This is a genomic window from Pseudomonas sp. Irchel 3F6, assembly GCF_900187595.1.
Taxonomy (GTDB): domain Bacteria; phylum Pseudomonadota; class Gammaproteobacteria; order Pseudomonadales; family Pseudomonadaceae; genus Aquipseudomonas; species Aquipseudomonas siliginis.
In genome coordinates, this window is record NZ_FYDP01000006.1 from 207,158 (window position 1) to 232,955 (window position 25,798).

The window sequence follows — 25,798 nt, forward strand, 5'->3', positions numbered from 1 at the left end:
ACAAGACGTGCGGCCGCAGGTCGCCCTTACTGTTTCTCAACTGCGGGTGTATCGTATTCGCCTTTTGCAGGTCCCTCGGGGTCTGTCGCTGATACGTGAGGTAGTTGAGTTCATGTCCTTTACCCGTCGCCAAATCCTCGGTGGCCTGGCCGGTCTTGTTGTCGTTGGCGTGGGCGCGGGAGGCGCGTCGCGTTACTGGCTGGGCAAGATGGCCGACGCCGAGGCCGGCCACGACTATGAACTGATCGCCGCGCCGCTGGATGTCGAACTGGTGCCGGGCCACAAGACCGAGGCCTGGGCGTTCGGCCCGTCGGCGCCGGGCACCGAGTTGCGCGTGCGCCAGGGTGAATGGTTGCGGGTGCGCTTCATCAATCACCTGCCGGTGGCGACTACCATTCACTGGCACGGCATCCGTCTGCCGCTGGAAATGGACGGCGTGCCCTACGTATCGCAGTTGCCGGTGCTGCCGGGCGAATACTTCGACTATAAATTCCGCGTGCCGGACGCCGGCAGCTATTGGTATCACCCGCATGTCAGCAGCAGCGAAGAACTCGGACGTGGTCTGGTCGGGCCGCTGATCATCGAGGAACGCGAGCCGACCGGTTTCAAGTACGAGAAAACCCTGAGCCTGAAGAACTGGCATGTCGACGAGCAAGGCCAGTTCGTCGAGTTCAGCATCCCCCGCGAAGCGGCCCGTGGCGGTACCGCCGGGCGCTTGTCGACGATCAATGGTGTGCCGCTGCCGGTGATTGATCTGCCGGCCGGGCAGGTCACTCGGGTGCGTCTGCTTAATCTCGACAACACCCTGACCTATCGCATCAACATCCCCGGTGTCGAAGCGAAAATCTACGCGCTGGATGGCAACCCGGTCGAGCCGCGCCCGTTGGGCAAGGAATACTGGCTCGGCCCCGGCATGCGCATTTGCCTGGCGATCAAGGCGCCGGCGGCCGGTGAAGAGTTGTCGCTGCGCAACGGCCCGGTGCGTCTGGGTACGCTGCGTTCAGTCGCCAACACCGATGCGCCGACGGACTGGCCGAAGGCCCTGCCGGCCAACCCGGTGGCCGAGCCGGACCTGGCCAATGCCGAGAAACTCAACTTCAATTTCGAATGGGTCGGCTCGGTCTCGGTGAACACCGAAAACGGCAAACCGCCGAGCCTGTGGCAGATCAACGGCAAGGCCTGGGACATCACCGACAAGACCTGTGCTGACCGACCGATTGCCAGCCTGAAACTGGGCCAGAGCTATATTTTCGAATTGAAGAACATGACCCAGTACCAGCACCCGATCCACCTGCACGGCATGAGCTTCAAGGTGATCGCGTCGAACCGGCACAAAGTCGTGCCGTATTTCACCGACACCTATCTGCTGGGCAAGAACGAGCGTGCGCAAGTGGCGCTGGTGGCGGATAACCCGGGGGTGTGGATGTTCCACTGCCATGTCATCGACCACATGGAAACCGGCCTGATGGCCGCGATCGAGGTGAAGTGATGCGCCAGATCCGCCCGGCGGCGATCATCGACCGCAGCCGCGACCGCGACTTCATGCGCGAAGCCCTGACCCTCGCCGCACAGGGCGCCGCCCTCGGTGAGGTGCCGGTGGGCGCGGTGCTGGTGCAGGATGGCGTGATCATCGGTCGCGGCTTCAATTGCCCGATCAGCACCAGCGACCCGAGTGCCCACGCCGAAATGGTCGCGATCCGCGCCGCCGCGCAGGCCGTGGATAACTATCGGCTGCCGGGCAGCACGCTGTATGTGACGCTGGAGCCTTGCAGCATGTGCGCCGGGCTGATCGTGCATTCGCGGGTGGCGCGGGTGGTGTACGGCGCGCTGGAACCCAAGGCCGGGATTGTGCAGAGTCAGGGGCAGTTTTTTACCCAGGTTTTTTTGAATCACCGGGTGTTGTATGAGGGCGGTGTGCTGGCAGAAGAATGTGGTGCGGTGCTGACCGAGTTTTTCCGCGCCAGACGCACTAAAAACCCCTCACCCTAACCCTCTCCCAGAGGGAGAGGGGACCGACCGAGTTGAATGGACCAAGTCCGCCGACCTGAAATACCGAGTCGGACTCAAGTTTTGAAAAGCTCAACAATCAGCTCCCTCTCCCTGGGGAGAGGGCTGGGGTGAGGGGTAGGCCCACCGCGGTCATGGGAAAATACGCTTACTTCCTGGCGACGATAACTGCCCGCATCGGCGCCGGCAGCCCTTCAATGGTTTTGCTGTGATCCTCGGGATCAAGAAAATCGCTCAGCGACTGATACTTCATCCACTCGGTCCCGCGTTGTTCTTCCACCGTCGTGGTACTGACATCCACACAACGAATATCGCTGAATCCGGCTCTGCGCAGCCACAATTCCAGCGCCGGCACCGACGGCAAAAACCACACGTTGCGCATCTGCGCGTAGCGATCTTCCGGCACCAGCACCTGATGCTTGTCGCCTTCGACCACGAGGGTTTCCAGCACCAGTTCGCCGCCCTTGACCAGGCAATCCTTCAGCGCCAGCAAATGCTCGATCGGCGAGCGACGGTGATAGAACACGCCCATGGAAAATACTGTGTCGAAGCCTTCCAGATTCGGCGGCAGGTCTTCAAACGGGAACGGCAGGTGCCAGGCATTCGGCTCGGACAAGTAACGCTGCACCGCCTGGAACTGGCAGAAGAACAGCCAGTTCGGGTCGACCCCGATCACGCTGTCGGCGCCGGCGCCGAGCATGCGCCACATGTAGTAGCCGTTGCCGCAACCGACATCGAGGATGCGTTTGCCCTTCAGGTCGAGGTGCGGGGAGACCCGCGACCACTTCCAGTCCGAGCGCCATTCGGTGTCGACATGCACACCGAACAGATCGAACGGCCCTTTGCGCCACGGCGACAGGCCCATCAGCGCGGTGCGCATCTGCGCGCGGGTGTCGTCGTCGCAATCGGTGTCGAGTTTCAGGCCGTTGAGCAGGTCGACTTCGCTTGGCTGGATCTTCGGCAAGGCGTCCAGCGCACTTTGCCAGCGCTCCAGATCGCCGTGGCCTTTGTCCATTTTCTTGTCGAGTTGCGCTTGCAGCGTGTTGGCCCATTCGGCCAGCGGAGTACCGGCCAGACGCCGGGCGAGGGGGGACAGATCAATCATGGCAAGGCAATCAACGAGGCAAAGTTAAGACACTGGAACCACGGCACGACTTTCGAGAACCCGGCGGCCAGCAGGCGTTCGCGGTGTTCTCCGAGGCTGTCGGGCTTCATGACGTTTTCGATGGCGCTGCGCTTCTGGGCGATTTCCAGTTCGCTGTAGCCGTTGGCGCGTTTGAACGCTACGTGCAGATCGGTGAGCAGCGCATGCTCTTCGGCATCGTTGAAGCGCAGCTTCTCCGAGAGAATCAGCGCGCCGCCGGGCAACAACGATTGGCGAATGCGCGAGAGCAACGCGGTGCGCTGGGCCGGGGCAATGAATTGCAGAGTGAAGTTCAGCGCCACCACCGAGGCCGGTTGAAACTCCAGCGCGAGGATATCGCCCTCGATCACCTCGACCGGCAGCAGTTCCTGGAACATCGAATCCTGACCATTGAGATACTCGCGGCAACGCTCGACCATCGCCGCCGAGTTATCCACAGCAATAACCCGGCAGCCGTCGGTGCGCACATGGCGGCGCAGGGCTTGAGTCACTGCGCCGAGCGACGAGCCGAGGTCGTAGAGCACGCTGTTCGGCTGGGCGAATTGCGCCGCGAGCACGCCGAGGTTTTCGACGATGGTCGGGTAACCCGGCACCGAGCGCTTGATCATGTCCGGGAACACCCGCACCACGTCTTCATTGAAGGCGAAGTCAGGCACCTGGGCCAAAGGCTGGGCGAATAGGCGATCGGGTTCTTTGCTCACGGCGGCGTCCGGCGGTGTCGGTGGAAAAGGCCGGCATTTTAGCCAAAGTGGCGCGGGGATGCTTGGGTTGTCTGATAAAGCACCGAACCGGGTGTAATTCTCGCCGTCCGGGATATGGCTTTCGCGAGCAGGCTCGCTCCCACAGGGGGGGCGCGGTGATCTGTCGGAGCGAGCCTGCTCGCGAAGAAGCTGCAGTCAGTTCACCGAAATGGCGCAGTCGAAGGTCTCAACAGGCAGCACTTCCGGTGCCCACGGTTGTTGCGAGGTCAGGCGCAAACGCCCGGTGCCTGCTGCGAAGGCCTGGAAGCGCCAGGTCGAAACCCCCGCTGCGCCAACCACGCCGGCATCTTCCGGATTGCTGTAAACCTCGGGGCTGAGGGCGCGCAACACGCCGCCAGCTGAATCCTGAATCGCCCAGCGGTAGCCGGTGGTCGGGTTGCTTGGCAGGCTGATGATCAGGTTTTGCCCGACGTTGAGCCGCACGGGACATTCGCTTTGTTTTTCCACAGTCACGTTGTGTTTCGGTTGCGTGGCGCAGGCCGCCAGCAAGGAAAGGGCGAGGGGGAGAAACAGGCGAATGGGGGACATAAGGTCAGCAGCTCCGGCGGTTACGACGAACGGCGAGCATAACTGAAGATGGGACAAAGTGTGACGGTCAGGGAGTTCCGTGTTGGCAGCACTGAAGCCATCGCTGGCAAGCCAGCTCCCACAGGTTTCTCGGTTGACCACAAGATTTGTGGGCACATTGAACATTGTGGGAGCTGGCTTGCCAGCGATAGCGGTACATCAGGCACTACATGATTGTCAGAAGAGCACCTTCGCCACGTCCGCAAACCGCTTGGCAAAGTGCACGGTTATCCCTTCCTTCAGATAATCCGGCAACTCGTCGAAATTACCCCGGTTCGGCTCCGGCAGAATCAATTCGAAAATCTTCTGCCGGCGCGCTGCGATGACCTTTTCGCGCACGCCGCCGATCGGCAATACATGCCCGGTCAGGGTCAGTTCGCCAGTCATCGCCACGCCTTTTTTCGGCGGCTGATTACGTGCAAGCGAGAGCAGGGCGCTGGCCATGGTCACGCCAGCGCTCGGACCGTCCTTCGGCGTTGCGCCTTCCGGTACATGCAGGTGGACGAAGGCTTCGTCGAAGAACTTCGCATCACCACCGAATTGCTTGAGGTGCGAGCTGACGTAGCTGTAGGCGATCTCCGCCGATTCCTTCATCACATCGCCCAATTGCCCGGTGAGCTTGAAGCCCCGGTTGAGCGTATGAATCCGCGTGGCTTCGATCGGCAAGGTCGCGCCGCCCATGCTGGTCCAGGCCAGACCGGTAATCACGCCGGTGCCGGACAGCACTTGTTCGTTGCGGAACACCGGATGGCCCAGCGAGGCTTCGAGGTCTTTCGGCCCGAGTTTGATCACCGCTTTCGGATCGTCGATCAGCTTCATCACCGCTTTGCGCACCAGTTTGCCCATCTGCTTTTCCAGCTGGCGCACGCCGGCTTCGCGGGCATAGCCGTCGATCAGGGCTTTGAGCGCGGTGTCGCTGATGCTCAGGCTGCCTTTTGATACTCCAGCCTTTTCCAGCAGTTTCGGCCACAAGTGACGCTTGGCGATGGCGACTTTTTCTTCAGTGATGTAGCCGGACAGGCGAATCACTTCCATCCGGTCCAGCAGTGGGCCGGGAATTGAATCCAGGGTATTGGCGGTGCAGACGAACAGGACTTTCGACAAGTCCATGCGCAGGTCGAGGTAGTGGTCGAGAAATTCGACGTTCTGCTCAGGATCGAGAGTTTCCAGCAGCGCCGAGGCCGGGTCGCCCTGGTAGCTCTGGCCCATCTTGTCGATCTCGTCGAGCATGATCACCGGGTTCATCACTTCGACGTCTTTCAACGCCTGCACCAGTTTGCCCGGTTGGGCGCCGATGTAGGTGCGGCGGTGGCCCTTGATTTCGGCCTCGTCGCGCATGCCGCCGACGCTGAAGCGGTAGAACGGACGCCCGAGGGATTCGGCGATGGATTTGCCGACGCTGGTTTTACCCACGCCCGGTGGGCCGACCAGCAACACGATCGAGCCGCTGATCTCGCCTTTGTACGCACCGACGGCGAGGAATTCGAGGATGCGATCCTTGATGTCGTCCAGACCCGCATGGTGCTTGTCGAGGATTTTGCGTGCGTGCTTGAGGTCGAGTTTGTCCTCGCCGTACACGCCCCACGGCACCGATGTTGCCCAGTCCAGATAATTGCGCGTGACGGCGTATTCCGGCGAGCCGGTTTCGAGGATCGACAGTTTGTGGGTTTCTTCCTCGAGGCGCTTCTGCACTTGCGCCGGCAGGGTTTTGCCTTCGAGGCGCTGCTGGAACTGTTCGAGGTCGGCGCTGCGGTCGTCCTTGGTCAGGCCGAGTTCCTGCTGGATGACCTTGAGTTGCTCCTTGAGGAAGAACTCACGCTGATGCTCGCCGATCTTGCGGTTGACTTCGGCGGAAATTTCTTTCTGCAGGCGCGCGACTTCGACTTCCTTGCGCAGCATCGGCAGAACTTTTTCCATGCGCTTGAGCATCGGCACGCAGTCGAGCACTTCTTGCAGTTCGGGGCCGGTGGCGGAGGTCAGGGCGGCGGCGAAGTCGGTCAGCGGCGATGGGTCGTTGGGGCTGAAGCGGTTGAGGTAGTTCTTCAGCTCTTCGCTGTACAGCGGGTTGAGCGGCAACAATTCCTTGATCGCATTGATCAGCGCCATGCCATAGGCCTTGACCTCGTCGGTCGGCTCGGTGGGCTGGTGAGGGTATTCGACTTCGACCAGGTACGGCGGGCGGTGGTGTTTGAGCCAGGTCTTGATGCGCACACGGCTCAGGCCTTGGGCGACGAATTGCAGTTTGCCGTTTTCGCGGCTGGCGTGGTGCACCTTGACCAGCGTGCCGTATTCGGGGAGGGCGCCGGTGTCGAAGTGGCGCGGGTCTTCCTGGGGCGTGTCCATGAAGAACAGGGCCAGGGAGTGGTGTTCGGATTTGCTGACCAGTTCGAGGGTTTCGGCCCACGGTTCTTCGTTGACGATGACCGGCAGGACCTGGGCCGGGAAGAACGGACGGTTGTGGATCGGAATGATGTAGACCTTGTCCGGCAGGTTTTGCCCGGGCAGCGCCAGGCCGGTGCCGGAGGAGGTGTGTTCGATGTGGTCGGTTTCGTAATCGTCGTGGTTGTCCGGGCGATCTTGCTGGTCGGTCATGGGGCACCTGCGCAATGGGGTATGGGGTCTTAGATGGGGCAGGGGTGGGGTGGTTTCAATGGGGCGGGTGTGTTTCTGCTTGTGTGTTCAGGTTTGCAAAGTTTTTGACCTTGTTAGCCTTGGCGGCCTTTGGGCCGGTGGCAAGATCCTTCAGGTCGGCACGGATGCCTAGTGGAATCTAACAATGTCTGTGCATAACTAGCGAAAAACGCGAGTGTTGGTTAGCTTTAACTATTAAATGGAGTTTTGATGGATTCCGTTCGGCTTATTTCGAACTGGCCTTGAATCCCTGTAATTTCTGACAGTAGACAACTGACTCAATCGGCCGAAGATTGCGGTTCAATCTCGAACGACAGAGAGGTGTTCGAGAATTTACCAACGTCAAGGAATCGAACCATGAGTCATACCGATACGAAATACAGGGATTTCATCATTCGCGAATATTCTTCCGACACGCCGGGTTTGCGTTTCCAGGTGATCTACAGCGAAACGGATAAGAGTTTGTTGCTGGAAACCCGCAAGCATGCCGAGCAACTGATCATCGATCGATTGCAACGGATGGCAAATGGAGGAAAAGCCTTTTGATTCTGTCGGGTCACGCTGACGACAAGCGTTCGAAGGTTGCGATCTTTTGATTTTTTCTTGAAAGCACCGAATTGCCCAAGGCGAAGTGGACAGACTTCATTGATGCCATACACCTTGGTGCGAATGGAGCATGTTGGGCACGCCTCCATGCAAAAAGGCGCCACCCCTCACAGGGTGGCGCCTTCTTTTTTTACCGCCGCTACCGCTTATTCCGGCAGTTTGTACGCAATGATGTAGTCACCCATCTTGGTGCCCAGCGAGCCGTGACCGCCAACAACGAGCAGCACGTATTGCTTGCCGTCCTTGCCGGTGTAGGTCATCGGAGTCGCTTGGCCGCCTGCTGGCAGGCGCGATTTCCACAGTTCTTTACCGGTATTCACGTCATAGGCGCGCAGGTACTGGTCGAGGGTGCCGCTGAGGAAGCCGACGCCGCCGGCAGTGACCATCGAACCGCCCATGCTCGGTACGCCGAGGGTGAAGCCGATCGGGATTGGCGAGCTGTCGCGGCTGGTGCCGTTCTTGCGTTTCCACACGACTTTGCCGGTGGTCAGGTCGATACCGGCGACGTAGCCCCAGGCCGGGGCCTGGCACGGTACGCCGAGTGGCGACATGAACGGGTGCATGATCACCGCGTATGGCGCGCCAGTGTTTGGCTGCACGCCCGAGGTTTCGCTCTCGCGCTTGCTGCCGGCTTCGACTTGCTCGCGTGGCACCATTTTCGAGACGAAGGCCATGTAGTTCGGGCTGGTGAACAGCAGTTGGCGAACCGGGTCGACCGAGACGCCGCCCCAGTTGAACACGCCGACGTTACCCGGATAGATCAGGCTGCCCTGTTCCGATGGCGGGGTGTACTGACCTTCGTAACGCAGTTCCTTGAACTGGATGCGGCACAGCATCTGGTCGAACGGGCTGGCGCCCCACATGGCTTTTTCGGTCAGTTCCGGGGCCAGCAGGTTGAGGTCCGAACGGGCCTGGGTCGGTGCGGTGTGGTCGCCTTTCACGGCGCCCTGCGGAACCGGGATTTCCTTGATCGGAATGATCGGCGTGCCGTCACGACGGTCGAGGACGTACAGGCTGCCCTGTTTGGTCGGAGCGATCAGCGCAGGTTTCACGCCGTCAGCGGTTTTCATGTCGAGCAGGGTAGGCTGGCTGCCCACGTCCATGTCCCACAGGTCGTGGTGGGTGAACTGGTAGTTCCAGCGCACTTTACCGGTAGCCAGGTCCAACGCGACGAGGCCGGCGCTGAATTTCTCGGCGCCCGGGGTGCGGTTGCCGCCCCATTGGTCAGGGGTCTGGTTGCCCAGTGGCAGGTAGACCATGCCGAGTTTTTCATCGACGCTGGCCAGCGACCACATGTTCGCCGAGTTGCGGCTGTAGGTTTCGCCCGGGGCCAATGGCTCGGTGGCGTCCGGCTTGTCGCTGTCCCAGTTCCACACCAGGTGCCCATCGCGCACGTCGAAGGCGCGGATCACGCCCGATGGCTCGTTGGTCGACTCGTTGTCGGTGACGTGACCGCCCATGATCACCAGATCACGGGTAATCGCTGCTGGCGAGGTGGAGTAGTAGCCGCCGGCGGTGAACGGGCCGATGCCTTGGGTCAGGTCGACCACGCCGTTGGTGCCGAAGCCTTCGCAGATCTTGCCGGTGTCGGCGTTCAGTGCGATCAGGCGGGCATCGGCGGTTGGCAGGTACAGGCGACGCGGGCAGGCCTGAGCAACGGCCTGGCCGGCTTCAGAGATGACAGCGGAACCGGCATTTTCAGACTTGGCATAGGCGGCTTCGTCGTAGTACGACACGCCACGGCAGGTCATGTGGGCGAAGCCCTTGAAGCCGACCGGGCTCTTGATCTGTGGATCGAAGCGCCAGATTTCCTTGCCGGTGTCCGGGTCCAGTGCCAGCACTTTGCTGTGCGCGGTGCAGGCGTAGACCATGCCGTTGGCTTTGAGCGGGGTGTTTTCGTTGGTCAGCTCGACCGGGTCATCCGCAGTTGGCAGGTCGCCGGTCTGGATGCGCCAGGCTTCTTGCAGCTTGCCGACATTTTCCGGGGTGATCTGCTTGAGCGGCGAGTAGCGGTCACCGAACTCGGTGCGACCGTACGCTTGCCAGTCGCCATCCGGCATGGCCGGTGCGGTGCTGGTCATGTCGGCGGTGTCGCGGCCCAGTTCACCGAAGGTTTCGCCCGGGTGGGTGAAGAGGCTGGCCAGAGCGGTAACGCCGGCCAGGATCACAGCGACGGTCAGGCCGCCAGTGCCGATTTTCGCCGGGCCGTTGAGCAGCAGCGGACGACGGAACCACGGCAGCAGCATCACGAAACCGAGGACAAACCACAGCGCCAGACGCGGCACCAGTTGCCACCAGTCCAGACCGACTTCCCACAATGCCCAGACAGTGCTGGCAAACAGCACGATGGCGTACAGGCCCAGTGCCGCGCGGCGGCGCATCAGCAGCAGAATGCCGCTCAGCGCGATGCCGATACCGGCCAGCAGATAGTAAAGCGAGCCGCCGAGCATGCTCAGCTTGACTCCCCCGGCCAGCATGGCCAGGCCCATCAGTAGAAGCAGGATGCCGAGCAGGCCCGGTAGCAGACGGCCCCGACTCGAAGCACTTTCGGTGCTCATAGTGTGATTCTCCGTGACGTTTATGTAGTCCCGCGCTGTAGTCACTTTAGATGACGATCTGGCGCAGGCATGGTTCAGATAAAAACTTGTTCGGCTAACGAATTTCATGGATCCCTGTGGGAGCTGGCTTGCCAGCGATGGCGATTGCACATCCAACACTGAAATCGCCAGACAGATTGCTATCGCTGGCAAGCCAGCTACCACAGGGCCTTGTGGCGTTTTTTAGAACGACGACTGGATCTTGATCCCGCCGATCAGGGCGTCGTCGACGTCGTTCACGCCACCGGGATGGCGGATGTATTGCAGGTTGGGGCGCACGGTCAGCCAGTTGGTCACGTGCACGCCGTAATACAGCTCGGCGCTGTATTCGGTGTCCTGCGGTGGCAGGAACGCCGGATTGTCGTAGTCGTAGACGGCGTTGGCGCGGTTGCTCGCCTCGGCGTTCTTGCGATAGGCCGGGTTGACGTGGACGCGGGCCAGGGCGAAACCGATGTCATCTTTGGCGCGGGCGTCGAACGGGCCTTTGTAGGTCAGGCCGGCCTGCACGTAGTTGTCGATGGCGTTGGTTTTCTTGTCATGCATCGTCGCGTTGGCGAACAGGCTCAAACCACGGGAGTGGTCGCTAGCGATGCTGGTGACCTGCTGCTGAATGCCCAGCCATACGCCGTGCTTGCTCGAGGCACTGCGATAGGCTTCGCCGCTCAGCGCTGCCGGTTGGTCATTGCGGTCTTTATAGACGTCAGAGGCCTTGGCATTGCTGTAGTAGTAACCGGCGCGGTATTCGCCCGGCAGGCCGTTGAGCTTCGGCGTCCACACCAGTTCGACCGGCAGGATCGCGCCTTGCGTGCCGCTGCCGCTGAGTTTGAAGCCGTTGCCGCGATCGAGGTTCGACGGGTTCTGCTCGTAGGCGCCGACCTGCGCATACAGCTCGGGCGTCAGGTGATATTTGACCCGCAGCGCCCATTGGCTGACCGGCCAGTTGTACCAGATGCCGCCGACCCAGTTGCCGACCTGCGAGCCGCAGAAGGCCAGGTTCTGGAAGTCGCAAGGGAAGCTGTTGAAGTCTTCGCCTTCGCCGAAACGGCCGACCTTGATATCGAGCTTCTGATCGAAGAATTTCTGCTGATACCACATCTGCGTCAGGCGAGTGGTCTGGCCACGACCCCAGACTTCCTGGGCGGAAGTGAATCCGCCAACGCGCGGGTCGTTGATGCGGTCGTTGCTGATGTTGTTGCCACTGCGCTTGGTGATGGTCAGCTGAAATTCAGCGTCGTTCCAACCGAGGATCTTTTGCAGATCCAGATGGGTGCCGAGGCCGAACTGGTCGCTGTAGCGGGCAGTGCGGTCGTGGTCATAGCCGCCGTGCAGGTTGCTGCCCATTTCGCCGGTGTAATCGAGTTTGAAGTCGTAGCCTTTTTCCGCAAGTTCCGTGCGCGTGCCGTTCCAGTCACCAAGCATGTACGGTGATTCACTGTCGAAGGCCGGCGCCGCGTGGGCGCAAGTGGCAAGGCCGAGGGCGGTGCAGCCGCCAAGGGTGCGCAGGGCAGAGATAGCGCTGTCTCGGGAGAAGGAAAAGTCAGGCATGAAGAAGTCTTTTTTTGATGTTTTCAGGTGCAGGCCGAACGCTTCAGATTGTCGCAGGCAGTGAAGCGTTTCAGCGGAAGGGCGGCAGGATAATGATCTGTAACAAATTGAGAAAGCGCTTTTGCAGACATGCAGCGTTTCGGATTCGGTAACAGTGCGGCAAACGGGCGCATTGTGAGTCGGGCCACAGCCTGCGATCTTCCCGGGTTGGCCTACATTTGCAGGAAGGCCTTCCACCTGCTCTGCCCCTCGGCTAAGGTGCGCGGCTTCTGCATATCACTTCGCCCAAAGGCCCGGCATGAACGAACAAACCCCCGATCCGCTGCACGGCGTGACCCTTGAACAGATCCTCAATGCACTGGTGACTCACTACGAGTGGTCGGGGCTGGCCGAGCGTATCGACATCCGTTGCTTCAAGAGCGATCCGAGCATCAAGTCGAGCCTGACCTTCCTGCGTAAAACCCCGTGGGCGCGGGAAAAGGTCGAGCGCCTGTACGTTAAGCTGATGCGCACCAAGCGACCGCTCTGAGATGGACAGCGCGAGGCGCCGACGCCTGATCACCGGCCTGGCCGTGTTGGGCTGGGCCGGATTGACGATTCAGCTGTACCTCATCTTCTTCGCACGATTGAGCATCGGCGCCAGCCTGCTGGGCGGGCTGGTGAGTTTTTTCAGCTACTTCACCATATTGACCAACACCTTGGTGGCGACGGTGTTGACCTGCGCGGTCACCGAGCGCGAATCCGCCGCACGGCGCTGGTTTCTGCAACCGTGGGTCAGCAGTGGAATCGCGGTGAGTATCGCCGTCGTCGGTCTGGCCTACAGCATTCTGTTACGGCATTTGTGGCACCCCGAAGGCTGGCAGTTTGTTGCCGATGAGTTGCTCCACGACGTCATGCCATTGCTGTTTCTCGGCTATTGGTGGCGCTGCGTCCCCAAAGGCACGTTGCGCCTGTGGCATCTGCCGCTGTGGCTGATCTATCCGCTGGTGTACTTCATCTATGCCTTGCTGCGCGGGCATCTGCTCGGCGCGTATGCGTACCCGTTCATTGATGTGGCGGTGTTGGGTTATCCACAGGTGCTGGCGAATGCCGGGGGGATATTGGTGGGGTTTGTGTTGGTGGGGGTGCTGATTATCGGCCTCGACCGCAAATTGTCCGCACGAAGTTGAGATCCAGTGTGGGAGCGAGCCTGCTCGCGAATGCGGTGCGTCAGCCAGCAAATCTTTCGACTGTGCCGATGCCTTCGCGAGCAGGCTCGCTCCCACAAGGGTGATATGGGTCAGGAAGAGATCACTCTTCCTCAGAGCCCTCGGCGCGCCAGTAGCCGACCGCCTTGATGAACTGTTCATCGAGCCCATGCTCATCGATCAGTACCCGGCGGATCTGCCGTGAGACCTTGGTTTCGGTCGCCACCCACGCGTACAGATTGCCCTTGGGCACCTGCAATTGCTTGACGGTAGCCAGCAGGTTGTCCTTGCCGCCTTCGCGCAGCACCCAGATCACATTGAACGGCGCTGCGCTTTCCAGCACTTGCTGCTCAGCACCGTTTTCCACTTCGATCACCACCAGCGCCTTGCGATTCGCCGCGAGGTGTTCGAGGCGGCGGGCGATGGCGGGGAGGGCGGTTTCGTCGCCGATCAGCAGATAGCTGTCGAAGATGTCCGGCACGATCATCGACCCGCGTGGCCCGCCGATATGCAGGAACTGCCCCGGTTGTGCCTGCTCGGCCCAGGTCGAGGCAGGACCGTCGCCGTGCAGGACGAAATCGATGTCCAGCTCCATTTTTTCCAGGTCGTAACGACGCGGCGTGTAGTCGCGCATCTCGGGCATCGGCCCGTTGTCCTTGCCGGCGCCCAGTTGCATCGTCTCCAGCGCCGCCGCTTGTTCGGCGTTCTGCGGGAACAGCAGTTTGACGTGATCGTCCGTGCCCAGGCTGATGAACCCGGCCAGTTCCGGCCCGCCGAGGGTGATGCGGCGCATGCGTGGGGTCAGGTCGGTGACGCGCAGCACTTCAAGCTTGCGCCGTTTGATTTCGTGCATCACGCGGTGAATGGTTTGAGTATCGACTGCAGTCATTCGGCTTTCTCCGTGGCAGGTTGAACGGCAGGGCCGTCGACGATGGCTTTGGCGGTGTCGTTGAGCAGGTCGCGCACGCGCAGGATTTCCTCGGCGCTCCAGCGCCCGTGGTGCAGCTGCAAGGCATGGCGCAGGTTGTGCACCGCTTCGTGGATTTCCGGCGGACGATCATGGCCGCGCAGCGAGCGCTTGCTGACGTCAATGCGCATGCGTACGCCGTCGAGCGCCACCGCTTGTTCACTTAAAGACAAACGACCGGCGTCGGTGACGCTGTAACGCTTTTTGCCGGCCTCGGCATCACCGGCAATCAAATCGCTCTCTTCCAGAAAGGTCAGGGTCGGGTAGATCACCCCGGGGCTCGGGCTGTAAGCGCCATCGAACATGCCTTCGATCTGGCGGATCAGGTCGTAGCCGTGGCAGGGCTGCTCGGCGATCAGCGCCAGCAACAGCAATTTCAAGTCGCCGGGGGCAAAAACTCGCGGGCCGCGACCGCCGCGTTCGCGACCGGGGCGTTTCTCGAAGCCGTCGCGGCCATCGCCGTGCTCGCGATGGGGGGAATGATGGTCTCTCATTTCGCTTCTCTCTCGTCGTATTTAGATACAACTTAAGATATATCTTAATGGTTGCGCAAGACGTTTTTGGCCTTGTCCTGAGCTTGACGGACGAGCGGTCAAAGCGAAAAAGAGCCGGAAAAAGTTTTTTGATCAATAAATCAAAGCGGTGACCGTAAAGTTAAAGTTATCGCTCTAGTTGTACTTGAGTATATGTTCTAATTCCTCGCAAGTTGCCGCGTTAAAGCGGCCAAGTTGCTGTATGGTTTTTTGCCTGTAACTGTGTGTAGGGCGCAACTTACAGCGAATGTTGCAAGTATCTGTTTTTTGTTCTTTTTTCTGGCGGGGTGTGAGGTTGTTTAACTACGAGTTTGTCGGAAGTTGCCTGCTTACATTCCAGAGGCAACAGCCGATGATGCCCGCCATTGAAAGTTCAAGTTGCTCTGGCGGTCGATGAGCAAATGGTTTGTGAACTTTCAATGACACCCCCTATATAAAGCAAACAGGTACTGAACGATGTTCAAGAAAATCGCAATCGCTGCTCCACTGGCTCTTCTGGCAATGTCCTCCACTACCTTCGCTGCGGGCGAAGCGTCGCACTCCATCAGCCTGATCGCTCATGTGCCAACCAACGGTTTCTATGTGGTGCCGACTGATCCGGATCTGGTCAACAAAGACCAGGACATGAGCTATCAGCCGACCACCGGCAAGATGGCCGACGTCAACGGTTTCTTCGACGTGCGCAATAACAACGGTTCGGTTCACGCCAGCCTGGAAAGCCTGCCGAAACTGGTTGCCGGCAATACCTCGATCGACCTGCAGGTCATGCTCAACAACAAGGAACTGACCCTGACCCCGCAAATGGTCGTCGGTGAATCCGAGTCGGATGTGAACTACCGCGCCCCGCTGAAAATCTCCGCCAAAGGCAGCAACTTCCAGCCGGGTGACTACACCGGTTCCGTGGCGATGATCTTCGACGCCGTGCCACCGGTTGGCGGCAACTGATCGACTGATCAGGTCCAAAACGCTCGCTTTTCAGCAGTGGCGTCAACCGACGGGGCAGGCAGTGATGTTTGCCCCGACGGACTTTCATTGTCAGTCAATCAGAGTACGAGTTCATGTTCCCGATGACACCCATCGCGGCTGCGCTTGCGCTGTTGTTTTGTGCCAGCGCAGCCGTCGCATCCAACACCGCCGGTACGACGCCACGCAGTTTGCTGGCGCAGGCCAAAGGCTTGCCAGCGGATTTCGAGGAGCATTTCTTTGATGTGCCTCTGGCGGTGCGGGTCGAAGTCGACCAACAGCCGTTGGGTGAGGCCATGGTGGTGTTGTCCCGCGATGATCGCATCACCCTTCTCGAATTCACCGACACCAGCGAAAACCGCTTCGGCCCCGCTGAACGGGAAAAATGGGCAAGCTACCTCAAACCCGGCGTGCCATTAGGTGCGTGCAGCGGTTCCTGCCCCGACCAGTTTCTCGCGGTGCACTACAACCTGGAAAGTTCGCTGGTATCGATCGTCACCGAAAACGCCGAACGCGACCTTCAAGCCAAGCGTTATTACGAGCAACCGAGCGGTGGTAGCAGCGGCCTGATGGTGCGCAACCAGCTCAACCTCAACGGTGGCCAGGATCAGGACCTCGGCGGACGCTTTGGCCTGGAAGCCAGTTCAAGCCTGGGCAACTGGAGCCAGACGCTGAATCTGCAATTGGCCCGGCTTGGTGGCCCCGACGACAAGCTCTACCACGCCGTGCACGAGCTGCACACCCAGCGCGAACTGCAAGGCAGTTTCTTGCGCCTGGGTTATTTCACCCCCAATTCCGAAGGGCTGACGCGCCAGCCGCGCACGTTTGGCACCAGCCCCGATACGGCGGTCGGCCTCATGTACGGCAGCTCCGACAGCCTCGCGATCAACAGCCCGATGCCCAGCGTTTACCCGATCTACTTGACAGCCAACCGGCAGGGTTCGGTGGAGATCTGGCGCGACGGTCTGTTGATCAATACCCAATCGGTGCCGGCCGGTTTGCAGACCCTCGACACCCGGCCGCTGCCCGGCGGTATTTATGAAGTGGAAGTGCGCCTGATCGAAGACGGCCAGATCACCTCCACCACCCAGGAGTTGGTGTACAAGCCCAGCAACTGGCGCAACCTTGACGAACGCTGGCGCTACAACGTGTTTGCCGGTGAAGAAAGCAAACTGCTGAGCAACTGGGACACGCAATCGAGCGGCAGTCCCACCGCCGGTGCGGCGGTCAATTACCTGCTGCACCCACGGGTGATTGTCGGCGCGTCGGCGCGGCAGATCCGCGAAAAACTGCAATACGGTACTTCCATCGACTGGACCCTGGCCAACCACGTCAGCCTGTATGCCAATGTCTACAAGACCGAGGATTACGGCACCGGTCTGGACCTGCAAAGCCTCTACAACTATGGCGCGGGCAGTCTGGTGATCAGCCACAACCGCAGCTGGCTCGACACCACCAACACCTACGACACGCTGCCGGACGGCACGCGCGTTCGTCCACGTAACGTGTTTGTCGGCCAGACCAGCAATTCGTCACTGGCGCTCAACCATCGGCTGAGCAGCAAGAGTTCGGTCAATGCCCGGGTCTCGCATAGCGAAGGCAATGTCGAAGGCGTGGGCGTGGATCTGGGCTGGACCCAGCGCGCCGTATTGCTGGGCAGTGATGCCAGTTGGCGCCTGTCGGTCTTTGATCGGCCGGGCAGTTTCAGCAGTGGCGATGCGCGCAATCGCGGCGTCGATCTGAGCATCAACCTGGCGTTGGGCGCTCCCGGTCAGCAGCTCACCGGCAGCATCGGTTCACGCACGGCCCGCGACGGCAAACGCGATAACAATGCTTCGCTCGGCTGGCGCAAGGATTTCAAGGATCACGTGCTGCAAAGCGTCTCGGTGACGGCGCTTACCGACACTTACGGCCTGGGCATGTCGAGCCTGACCAATTTCCGCACCGACGCGGTAAACGGCGACGCCTTCGTCCAGCGCTCTTCCTACAACGGCAACTTCACCGGCGGGCTCAACCTCGACAGCACACTGGTGGTCGGCGGTGAAAAGATGCTCCTGACCAGCCAGAGCGACGTGCGCGGTGCCGGAATGATCGTCGACGTCGAGTCGGATATCGACGACATCGTCCTGCGGGCTGACGACTACAGCGGCGGCGGTGCCGCGCTGAAGCCGGGGCGCAATTTCATTCCGATCACCGCTTATCAGAACAGCTCGGTGAGCTTCGACTTCGAAGGCAACACCGTACCGGCCGCCACCATCGAACCGGCGCGAACCCGCTATCACCTGAACAAGGGCGGCATCGAGTATCGCAAGGTTCGCGTGATGAAAACCCTCACCGTGCTCGGTCGCCTGGTCGATGCAAGCGGGCGGCCGCTCAAGGGCCACCACGTGATCAACCACGCCAGCCGTGGCGTGACCGAAGTCGACGGTTTCTTCTCGATGGAAATGAACGCCGGTTCACCCACCCTGGAAGTGCGCCAGGGCAACCAGTTGCTGTGTCAGTTCCGCTTGAACGAGGCCGACCACCGCAGCGAAAACGACGTGTTGATGATCGGCGATCTGCGTTGCACCCCAGACACCCTCGCCGACGTCACTACCACCGAAATGAAGGCAGGCTGAGCATATGAAAATCTTCCAGGCAGGCTGCGCGCTGACGCTGGCGTTGGCCATGTCCACCGCCCATGGGTTCAATCAGGAAATCCGTGCGACGTTTCAGCCTGACCCGACGCAGCCAGGCAAGAATCTGTTCGTGAACAAAACCCCCAACACCGGCTACTGCGCAAGCTACCCGGCGCAATGCGCCGACCACAACATTTTCAGCATCGAGATGCCTGTACGGTTCGACTCCACACGCTTCATCTCACGCGGTGAACCGATGCTGGTGAAAGCCCCGGCCGACTGGCGACAATTGACAGTTACCAATATGCAAACGCAGGAAACCGAAACCGTCGAAGTGCGCATCATCGGTATCGGCTCCACGTACATTCTGGGCGATTCCGCGACCAGCATCACCGGCGTGTCAGACGTGGCTGAAGCGCATGACAAATTATGGGACTCCAGCGGTTGGGTTTATGTGCCGGAACCCTGCCGTTACAGCGGTGTGGCGTCCTACGGTACGCACAGTTATCGCTTCTTCTGGAAGACCCCGGTGCAAGCTGGCTGCTCCAAAAACGCCGCTTACCGTCTCCCGTCAATAGCTTTCGACAAGATGGATTTTGCTTATGAATTAAGGACTCCCAATCCGTTGGGCATGTCTACCGGGCAATATACCGGCTCGGTTACTTACACCTTGGGAGGCGGCCGCGATTTTGTTCTGGGCGGCCTCTTGCTGCAGCCGGACGACCCCACGCTGACCCTGGATTTCGTCCTCGACGTGCAACACACCCTCAAGGGCGACCTGCCCCCCGGCGGCACTCGGGTCACGCTTGAGCCCGTAGGTGGCTGGGAGCCATGGATCAACAGCGGACGCAAACCCACGCGGATATTTGCCGACCAGGTCTTCTACATTTCGGCCTCTTCGCGTTTCAAGGTCATGTTGTTGTGCAATTCCCAAGGCGGAAATGTCTGCAACCTGGGTAGCCCGAAGGGCGATAGCTCTCGGGTTCAAGTCAGGATGAGTCTGCCGCCGGGCATCATTGGCCCCGGCGGCGGTCAGGTCAACCGGATCCCCCTGGATTTCAATCGCTGGTCAGCGCCTTTTCAGCCTGGAATGTATGTGGAGCGCAAGCCTGGCTATCTGCATTTCGACATGGACTCGAGAGAAATCGACTTCCTGCTCAGGCCGGGCAAGAACGACCGTTTGCGCGGCAACGTCACCATTATCTGGGATTCGGAAGTATGAGCGTCCCGGTCCGCTTTCACTCAACGTTCATGGAGTTCAACACGATGAACCGTGGTCTTTTGCTGGGCCTGCTCAGCGTTTTTTGCCTGACGGCGCAGGCCGGGCCGCAGATCAATGTCGGCACCGTTTACGACTATCTGGAAGCCGACAAGAGCACCTATCTCAAGCGAGTTTTCAACAGCGGCGACGCCACCGCATTCGTCAAGATCAATGTGCTCGAAATCGTTTACGACGACGCCGGCACGCCCAAGGAAATTGCTGTCGAGAACGCCGCCGATGGCGCCTCGCGCAACGGCCTGATGGCCAGCCCGGCGCGTCTGATCGTCCCGGCGCAAGGCATGCAGGGCACACGCTTGCTGTACATGGGCGAACGGGATCGAGAACGCTATTTCCGCGTGCGCTTCGTGCCAGTGGTGCCGGAAAAGGAAGACGATTTTGTCGTCACCGGTGAAGAGCGGGAGGATTGCAAAAAGTCGTTGTCGGCCGGCGTCAACGTCATGACCGGGTTTGGCACGATCTTCTTTGTCCGCCCCAGGGAAGCGCGTTACGCCACGGCGATCAACGAAACCGAAGGTCGCTACGAACTGCGCAACAACGGCAATACCGTGGTGATCGTCGATGAGTTCAAGAGCTGTTCGCTGAGCAAGGAAAGCGATTGCGGGGCGACCACCAAACACCATGTGCTGGCGGGCAAGTCCTTTGCCTTCAACAAGGAAAAGGGCCGTGAGTACCGCTTCTTTCTGATCGAAGGCAGCGACAAGAAAACCATGAAAGTCGCCAGCCGCTAGGCCGGTTTTCCATTCACGCATCAGGTAGCCAACATGATCAAGCAATGCACCGCCGCCCTGCTGGCGGTCGCCGCCGCGTTGACCGCGGCAGTGACGTGGGCCGCCCGGGAGGAGCACACCTTCGAAGTGTCGCTGACCATTCCCAGTCGGCCCTTCTACATCATTCCGGCACAACCGGACTGGATTCACCGTCCGCAGGTGCTGGCCTGGCACCATGCCACGGACAGCCTGGGCAATCTGGAAAAATCTTTTGACATGCGGCATGACAGCAGCGCCATCGAGGCGCGTCTGGCCACCGAGCCATTCCTTGATACCGGCACAACGGGTGAAGTGATTGAGCTGCGGGTGACGTTCAATGACGTCGTGCTGAGTTCGCACATCATTCCGCAACAAGTGCTTTCGGAAGAAGAGGCGGCTGTCGGTAAACGTGTGCTGCTGAAAATCGAACCCATCAAACCCCCAGGTGGGTATCGCCCCGGGCATTACAGCGGCAACGTAGTGTTGTTGTTCAACGCCAGCGCGCCAGACGGCAATGACGCTGATGCCTGAATGTCTTACGCGGTGGGTATCGCAAGCACGACCAGGGTCCGTGGGCAGATTCGGCCAGCCTGAAACGCTCGCCGAATGCCGTGTGATGGTTTCAGAGTCCGGCCCTGTCGAGGGCTTCGCGACTCAAGGCGCGGGATAGCTCGTTGCGCTCGTAGCTGATTTTGTCGGCCAGCTTCCTGTACTCCCGGTCGCTGCTGAACACCTGGCTGTCGAGCTGACGGAATTTTTCTTCGAACAGGCGCAGATTTTCCTGATAACGGTCAGGATAGGTATTGCGCAGGTAATCCTCCCAGAAAGGATCGGTATAGAGATCGATCATGCCGTTGACCAGGCCATCCCCTTGTTCGCGCTGGATGATTCTCTGGTAAGCCGCGTTGAGCTTTTCCTCGCTTACCCCGGCCCGAGGCTGCACAGGCATGCCCTCCGCTTGCCAGGGCAAATCCAGACGCTCGCCCAGGCCCGCTTCGAACGCCCGATGAATCTGGATTTCGTCCGGCGCCGGCAGGCGCGGATCGATCAGGTGTTGCTGCTGCTGACGACTGACCTCCATGGCGGCCTCATCGCTGACCCGATCAAGGCGCGCCGCGCTGCGCGCCAGACGCACAAGTCTGTCTTCCAGCTGCGAGGCCGATGCCGTTTCGTTCCAGGCCTTGGACACCAGGACTTTGAGCCCCAGTGAATTGAACAGCTGCTGGCCCAGATCAGCGCAATCCTGTGCAGACACGTTCTGCTCGAAGAGCTTTTTGCGCAGATGTTCGTCGAGCGCCGCCGCATCGACCATGTCCCAGACCCGTGCGGTCAAATTCCGCCGCCCCGCGTCAGTCCCGTAATCGGCGGATTCGCGTTGCTTGCGGATCACGCTGAAAAATCCGGCGGAATCAGGCTCGGCCATCAGGTCATGCCAGGACTGCTCGCGGTATCGGCTGAAGGCTGCCGAAGGGTGGGACTGATCCGCATTGGCGGGCATCAACTTCCAGTAATCAAGCTCATCGGCGGCGGCGGATGAATAACCGGGCACGACGCTCAACCCTACCGACTGGCGATACTCGCCAAGACGCCGCAACTGGTCACTGTCGAATTTGGCAACACTGATCCGTGCGCGAGCCAGCAGGCGCGCCTGATCGCTACCGGGTTCGACCCGGGGCAGGGTGTCCAGCGGATTGTCTCGCATGTCCAGGTAGAACCCCTTCGGGCGCTGCCGTATCTGTCCATCGACTTCAAGCCATCCTGCCGGCCAATCGCGAATGCGCGTATTGACCAGGTTCAGTTCGACCAGTTGCTCCATGCGCCCGATATCCGGCGGCACACGCAGGTTGTTGCCATTGAGATTCAGGCTGTGCAAGCGGGTGAGATTGCCCAGGCGCGTGCTTGAGTCATAGGTCAGTTCAATGCTGTTGTGCGACAGATCCAGCGTCTGCAACTGATGCATTTTCCCGAGGGCAGCCGGCACCTCCTTGAAACCGCAGCGTTGGGCGCTCAATTGCCGCAGATTCGGGAAACTCGCCAGCAGGCTGTCCGGTGTGGTTGAAAGCGCAATGTTGGTGATGTTCAGTCCGGTAATCCGCTCGAAGTATTGCTGCATCCCGGGACGCCGTCGCAAGTCGCGCCACCATGACTCAAGGTTCGGTAGCGGCAGTTCGGCTGAAAGGTCCAGCGTATAGCCGTGTTCCGGATGGGGATTGCGTGCGCCGGGCCGTTCGTTCTCGCGTTTGAAGCACTTCCTCAACTGCTGCTCGATGTACAAGCCGCCCTCGCGGACGAAATCCGTTGGCAGCGCGATCAGTTCCCCGTTGTCTTCAATGACGGGGGTGTAACTGCTGCGCCAGCTGTCGAGGGCGTTGTCGAGCACTTCGCGTTCGCGCTCAAGGTCGGCGATGGCGCGTTCGCTGTTGCCCTTTTTTTCCAGCGCCGCCAGGAAACCCGCGACCTCTCTGTCGTTGAGTTTCGGGTACAACTGTCTGAGCCGCTGTTCCGGGGTTTTTGCCGCCCAGGGCCAGCCGCGTAGAAGAATCTCCGTCTCGCGGGGGGCGACCGTTCGAATCGGCGGTTGCGCCAGAGCAATACGGCGTTCGGCTGGCGGCGCGCACTGTTCCATGATCCACAGTTTCAAGGCGCGGCCCTGACCGCGCTGATAACCGGTGCTCGCCAGCGTTTCGAGCGGTACGGCGCGCAGGATGGCTTCGTGGAAGTCGCTACTGTCATGCAGCAACTGACCCTTGGCGTCGCGCACTTCATAACGGCCTTTGCCACGCCTCAGCAGCTGCCTTACGGTGCTGGCGTCTTGCGGCCCGACACTGCAGCGCAACGGACCGTGCGGGCTGCCGTCGAACACTTCGATGCGCAGGTCGGCAAAGGTGTCGGTGTGGATTTTCAGCGTATTGAGCGCCAGGCGTTCGGTCTGTTCGGTCATCAGATCGTCCCGATAAAAACCGTCGTACGCGCGACTGGCCGACGCCTCGAAATCCAGCTCCCGGGCCTGATTCTTCAGGCGTAGCGGCAAGTGCTGTTCATCGCTGATGCGTTGCCGTTCGGCGACGCGAGCCTGGCTCAGAACCGTCTCGGCCAAGGGCAACGGCAGGTCCGGGAACGACTGTCTGATCACCGCTATCTCGGCGTCGCCGCTGCGCTGCCCGGCCTGGTACAGATGGCGGGCGACGGCGCTGCGCTGCTCATTGAGCGCGTCGGCCAGTTGACTGCGCAGGACCTGGACCCGTTGCTCGGCAGTGACCATCGGGCCGAGCAGATGATTGAACTCGTCGTCGCGCAGGAACCCGGCGACCCGCTCGGGCAAATGTCCGGCGTTGAGATCAGCCTGGCTGATGCGCAACGTGTCGGCTTCGGACGCCAGCGCGTTGCCGTATTTATGCGAGTAGCCGGTCAGGTCCTGACGCGCGAAAACCTCCAGCGCGCGTCGCGGCGGCCAGCCCGGCAGGCTGGTCAGCATCGGCTCCAGCCATACCGCATCGGCATCGATCGGCTTGCCGTTACGCAGGTTCTGCGCAGCCTCGATGACATCCTCGTATGCACTGACGCGCCTGACCGTGTCGGCCAGCAGCGGCGGTGGCGGGCTGTTGTCGCTGTGCATGCGACGCAGTTCATCGTGGCTGGTGCCGCTGCTGCGCCGGATGTCCTCCAGTTGCACAGGCGTGAAGCGCTCGACGCTGTGACCCAGGCGAGGCATCAGCCGGGCGTCGGGCCAGTCGCCTGGCGATTCTGCTTCATGCAGCCAGGCGCCGTGACCGTTGTGTTCGATCCTTGGCTGGTAGGCATTTTCTCGATTCGGATGTTTGATCCGGTGAGTTTTGCTGGTGGCATCGGCGGAGGCTTTTTCCACCACGTAGAGCTTGCCCTCCAGCGGCAGGACGCTGGCGCTGGCATGTTGATGCAAACCGTGACGATCGGGCTTCGATTGCGCTGCCAGGCTCAGCTCGTCGCGTGCATAAGGGCTTAGGTCGCGATGCCACAGGCTTGGTTTGCCGTCGGGCAATTTGACCGGTTGCATGGCATCGACCTGCGGTGAGAGTTTTATCCGCAACGTTTCGCCAATCTGCGCGCCGGCGCCGAACGCCGCCAGTTGAATGACATCGGTCACCACACTGATGACATGTCCGGCAGCTTCCTCCCAGACGCCTTCGGCCAGATCGACGATGCCTTCAATTACATCGCTGGTCAGTTGATAGGCGGTATAGGCCATCATCACCTCGCCCAGACCAGGCACAAAGGGCGTGGCAATCAGCAGGGCGACGTTGAAGATGTCCGAGACGATCCGCTTGAAGTTGTCCCACCACGCCCAGCGTGCGTTGCTATCGGCATCGGCGGTCGAGACAGCGATTTGCCGCGCATCATTGATGACCTTGTTGAGTTTCTGCTGATAGACGTGCCGCCAGTAATCGCCCTGCAACGGCAAGCGCGTGAACTGCAACCTGGGCTTTTCCACCGGGTCCTTGCGCCACACCGGGCGCTGGTCGGTGCTCTGCTCGCGTTCGTGATGGCGGACGACGAACAACCGCTGTTCGAGTTCGGCAAAAAAATGCCCACGTTGCTGCTGATCGACGAACTGGCTGAAGAATTGCCGGTACGTATGCCCGGTCGAGGCGCTCAGGCGGTCCTCGCGCAACTGGCGGGTCAGTTCGTCACGAAACGCCGCCAGCGACTCGTACTCCTTGAGTGGATGATCCGGATCGTGCGGCACGTAGACGATCAGGCGTCGAACCCCACGACTGTCGGGGTGGCCGTGCATCAGCAACAGAATGCCGGTCAGGCGGGTACCGAGCATGGACAGGTCATTGCAGCGAATCGAACGGTTGTTGAGACGCAAGCGCGGGTTTTCCTCTGTGCTGAAGCTGAGCACCATCCTGAAGGTGTCGTACTGGATCTCTGCCTTGAGCAAGGCGATGTGCGCCGCGACGGCGAGGGCGTCTTTGAGGCTGGTGCCGATCTTGTATTGCAGAAGGCTCTCGGCCAGCGCTTCGCCGGGCAGCAAGTAGCCCTGCAAGTGCCTGGCATATTGCCCGCCCAGGTCGAGGTCGCGACACAGTGTCTGGAACTGGCTGATGGGCATTTGGTTTTTGAGCGGCAAGACGTCGAAGTGGCCGCGCGCATCAGGCTGGCTGATGTAGTCCGAGCCTGCACCGACCGTCTCTTTGGCGGCAAAGTTGTGCAGAGCGGCATCGAGCAGTGAGACCGTACGGGTCGTCGAACCGTCGACCACGTCGATTGCATACCAGGGACTGCTGGCGGGGATATACAGGCGCAGCCAGGTCTTCCTGACGTCCGGCTCGATGCCATGGCATTGCTTGATCCTTGCTTTGAGCAGCGGCTCGGCGAAGGCGTACAGGTCGGTCCTGGCCAGCAGATGATCGACCTTGTTCTGCGAGTCCCAGGCCTTGAGATTGGCGGCGGCGAGTCGGCTGGCAAACGTACCGGGTGCGCTGTACCAGGGTTCGCGCTTCAGTGGCGTGGCGGCGAGTGCCAGGCTGCGGCTGAGCGTTGCAGTTTTGAACGGCGCGCTGACAGCCGATTCGATGAACGCGTAATGCCGGCCTTTGTCGGCGGCTTCGGCAGGCTGAGGGGAGTCAGACATGGCCAATCATCCTTGATTGTTTGAGGAATG

19 protein-coding genes are annotated in these 25,798 nt (G+C 60.5%); 10 read left to right on the forward strand and 9 right to left on the reverse strand.

Going from position 1 to position 25,798, the window contains the following annotated elements; translation table 11 throughout:
• The first annotated feature begins 112 nt into the window (after positions 1–112).
• Both CKW30_RS20350 and tadA read left to right on the forward strand, forming a co-directional pair.
• Positions 113–1,489, forward strand: coding sequence for a multicopper oxidase family protein (locus CKW30_RS20350; RefSeq protein ID WP_041479914.1), 1,377 nt, complete (start codon positions 113–115; stop codon positions 1,487–1,489).
• Positions 1,489–1,989: a tRNA adenosine(34) deaminase TadA gene (gene tadA, locus CKW30_RS20355; RefSeq protein WP_095181719.1), complete on the forward strand. Its 501-nt coding sequence runs from the start codon at positions 1,489–1,491 to the stop codon at positions 1,987–1,989. Before CKW30_RS20350 ends, tadA begins: the two co-directional genes overlap by 1 nt.
• A gap of 166 nt (positions 1,990–2,155) precedes the next feature.
• Here tadA and cmoB read toward each other — a convergent pair whose 3' ends face one another.
• From cmoB to lon, 4 genes are all read right to left on the reverse strand, one after another.
• On the reverse strand, positions 2,156–3,112 hold the full coding sequence (cmoB, locus tag CKW30_RS20360) for a tRNA 5-methoxyuridine(34)/uridine 5-oxyacetic acid(34) synthase CmoB (protein WP_095181720.1): 957 nt from the start codon (positions 3,110–3,112) through the stop codon (positions 2,156–2,158).
• On the reverse strand, positions 3,109–3,852 hold the full coding sequence (gene cmoA / locus CKW30_RS20365; RefSeq protein ID WP_095181721.1) for a carboxy-S-adenosyl-L-methionine synthase CmoA: 744 nt from the start codon (positions 3,850–3,852) through the stop codon (positions 3,109–3,111). Before cmoA ends, cmoB begins: the two co-directional genes overlap by 4 nt.
• Before the next feature lie 195 nt (positions 3,853–4,047).
• Positions 4,048–4,440 carry a protease inhibitor I42 family protein gene (locus CKW30_RS20370; RefSeq protein WP_056790115.1) on the reverse strand — a complete coding sequence of 131 codons (393 nt, stop codon included), beginning with the start codon at positions 4,438–4,440 and terminating at the stop codon, positions 4,048–4,050.
• Positions 4,441–4,656: 216 nt separating this feature from the next.
• Positions 4,657–7,071, reverse strand: coding sequence for an endopeptidase La (gene lon, locus CKW30_RS20375; protein ID WP_095181722.1), 2,415 nt, complete (start codon positions 7,069–7,071; stop codon positions 4,657–4,659).
• Between the two features lie 396 nt (positions 7,072–7,467).
• Here lon and CKW30_RS20380 point away from each other — a divergent pair, with 396 nt between their 5' ends.
• Entirely contained in the window at positions 7,468–7,656 is a 189-nt protein-coding gene (locus tag CKW30_RS20380; protein ID WP_041479908.1) for a hypothetical protein, read from the forward strand.
• A gap of 206 nt (positions 7,657–7,862) precedes the next feature.
• Here the strand turns inward: CKW30_RS20380 and CKW30_RS20385 are convergent, their stop codons facing one another.
• Positions 7,863–10,274, reverse strand: coding sequence for a glucose/quinate/shikimate family membrane-bound PQQ-dependent dehydrogenase (locus CKW30_RS20385; RefSeq protein ID WP_095181723.1), 2,412 nt, complete (start codon positions 10,272–10,274; stop codon positions 7,863–7,865).
• A 222-nt stretch (positions 10,275–10,496) separates the two neighbouring features.
• Complete coding sequence (locus CKW30_RS20390) at positions 10,497–11,858, reverse strand: carbohydrate porin (protein WP_056790107.1); 1,362 nt, start codon at positions 11,856–11,858, stop codon at positions 10,497–10,499.
• 298 nt (positions 11,859–12,156) lie between these two features.
• Here CKW30_RS20390 and CKW30_RS20395 point away from each other — a divergent pair, with 298 nt between their 5' ends.
• Together CKW30_RS20395 and CKW30_RS20400 are read left to right on the forward strand one after the other, a co-directional pair.
• The gene (locus CKW30_RS20395; protein ID WP_016987543.1) at positions 12,157–12,387 is read left to right on the forward strand and encodes a VF530 family DNA-binding protein; all 231 of its coding nucleotides are present in this window, start codon (positions 12,157–12,159) and stop codon (positions 12,385–12,387) included.
• Position 12,388: 1 nt separating this feature from the next.
• On the forward strand, positions 12,389–13,027 hold the full coding sequence (locus tag CKW30_RS20400) for a Pr6Pr family membrane protein (RefSeq protein ID WP_095181724.1): 639 nt from the start codon (positions 12,389–12,391) through the stop codon (positions 13,025–13,027).
• 121 nt (positions 13,028–13,148) lie between these two features.
• Here the strand turns inward: CKW30_RS20400 and CKW30_RS20405 are convergent, their stop codons facing one another.
• The gene (locus tag CKW30_RS20405) at positions 13,149–13,934 is read right to left on the reverse strand and encodes a siderophore-interacting protein (RefSeq protein WP_056790103.1); all 786 of its coding nucleotides are present in this window, start codon (positions 13,932–13,934) and stop codon (positions 13,149–13,151) included.
• Complete coding sequence (locus CKW30_RS20410; protein WP_016773362.1) at positions 13,931–14,506, reverse strand: PadR family transcriptional regulator; 576 nt, start codon at positions 14,504–14,506, stop codon at positions 13,931–13,933. The genes CKW30_RS20405 and CKW30_RS20410 overlap by 4 nt, the downstream gene beginning before the upstream one ends.
• Positions 14,507–15,001: 495 nt before the next feature.
• On the opposite strand from CKW30_RS20410, the gene CKW30_RS20415 reads away from it, so the two are divergent.
• From CKW30_RS20415 to CKW30_RS20435, 5 genes are all read left to right on the forward strand, one after another.
• Positions 15,002–15,490: a CS1 type fimbrial major subunit gene (locus CKW30_RS20415; protein WP_095181725.1), complete on the forward strand. Its 489-nt coding sequence runs from the start codon at positions 15,002–15,004 to the stop codon at positions 15,488–15,490.
• A 113-nt stretch (positions 15,491–15,603) separates the two neighbouring features.
• A complete protein-coding gene (locus CKW30_RS20420) occupies positions 15,604–18,126 on the forward strand; it encodes a TcfC E-set like domain-containing protein (protein ID WP_095181726.1) in 2,523 nt (840 codons plus the stop codon).
• A 4-nt stretch (positions 18,127–18,130) separates the two neighbouring features.
• Positions 18,131–19,348, forward strand: a complete 1,218-nt coding sequence (locus CKW30_RS20425; RefSeq protein WP_095181727.1) for a hypothetical protein — start codon at positions 18,131–18,133, stop codon at positions 19,346–19,348.
• Positions 19,349–19,392: 44 nt separating this feature from the next.
• Positions 19,393–20,136 carry a pilus assembly protein gene (locus tag CKW30_RS20430; protein ID WP_095181728.1) on the forward strand — a complete coding sequence of 248 codons (744 nt, stop codon included), beginning with the start codon at positions 19,393–19,395 and terminating at the stop codon, positions 20,134–20,136.
• 33 nt (positions 20,137–20,169) lie between these two features.
• A complete protein-coding gene (locus CKW30_RS20435; protein WP_095181729.1) occupies positions 20,170–20,685 on the forward strand; it encodes a CS1 type fimbrial major subunit in 516 nt (171 codons plus the stop codon).
• 91 nt (positions 20,686–20,776) lie between these two features.
• Here the strand turns inward: CKW30_RS20435 and CKW30_RS20440 are convergent, their stop codons facing one another.
• A complete protein-coding gene (locus CKW30_RS20440; RefSeq protein WP_095181730.1) occupies positions 20,777–25,768 on the reverse strand; it encodes a dermonecrotic toxin domain-containing protein in 4,992 nt (1,663 codons plus the stop codon).
• Between the last annotated feature and the right edge of the window lie 30 nt (positions 25,769–25,798).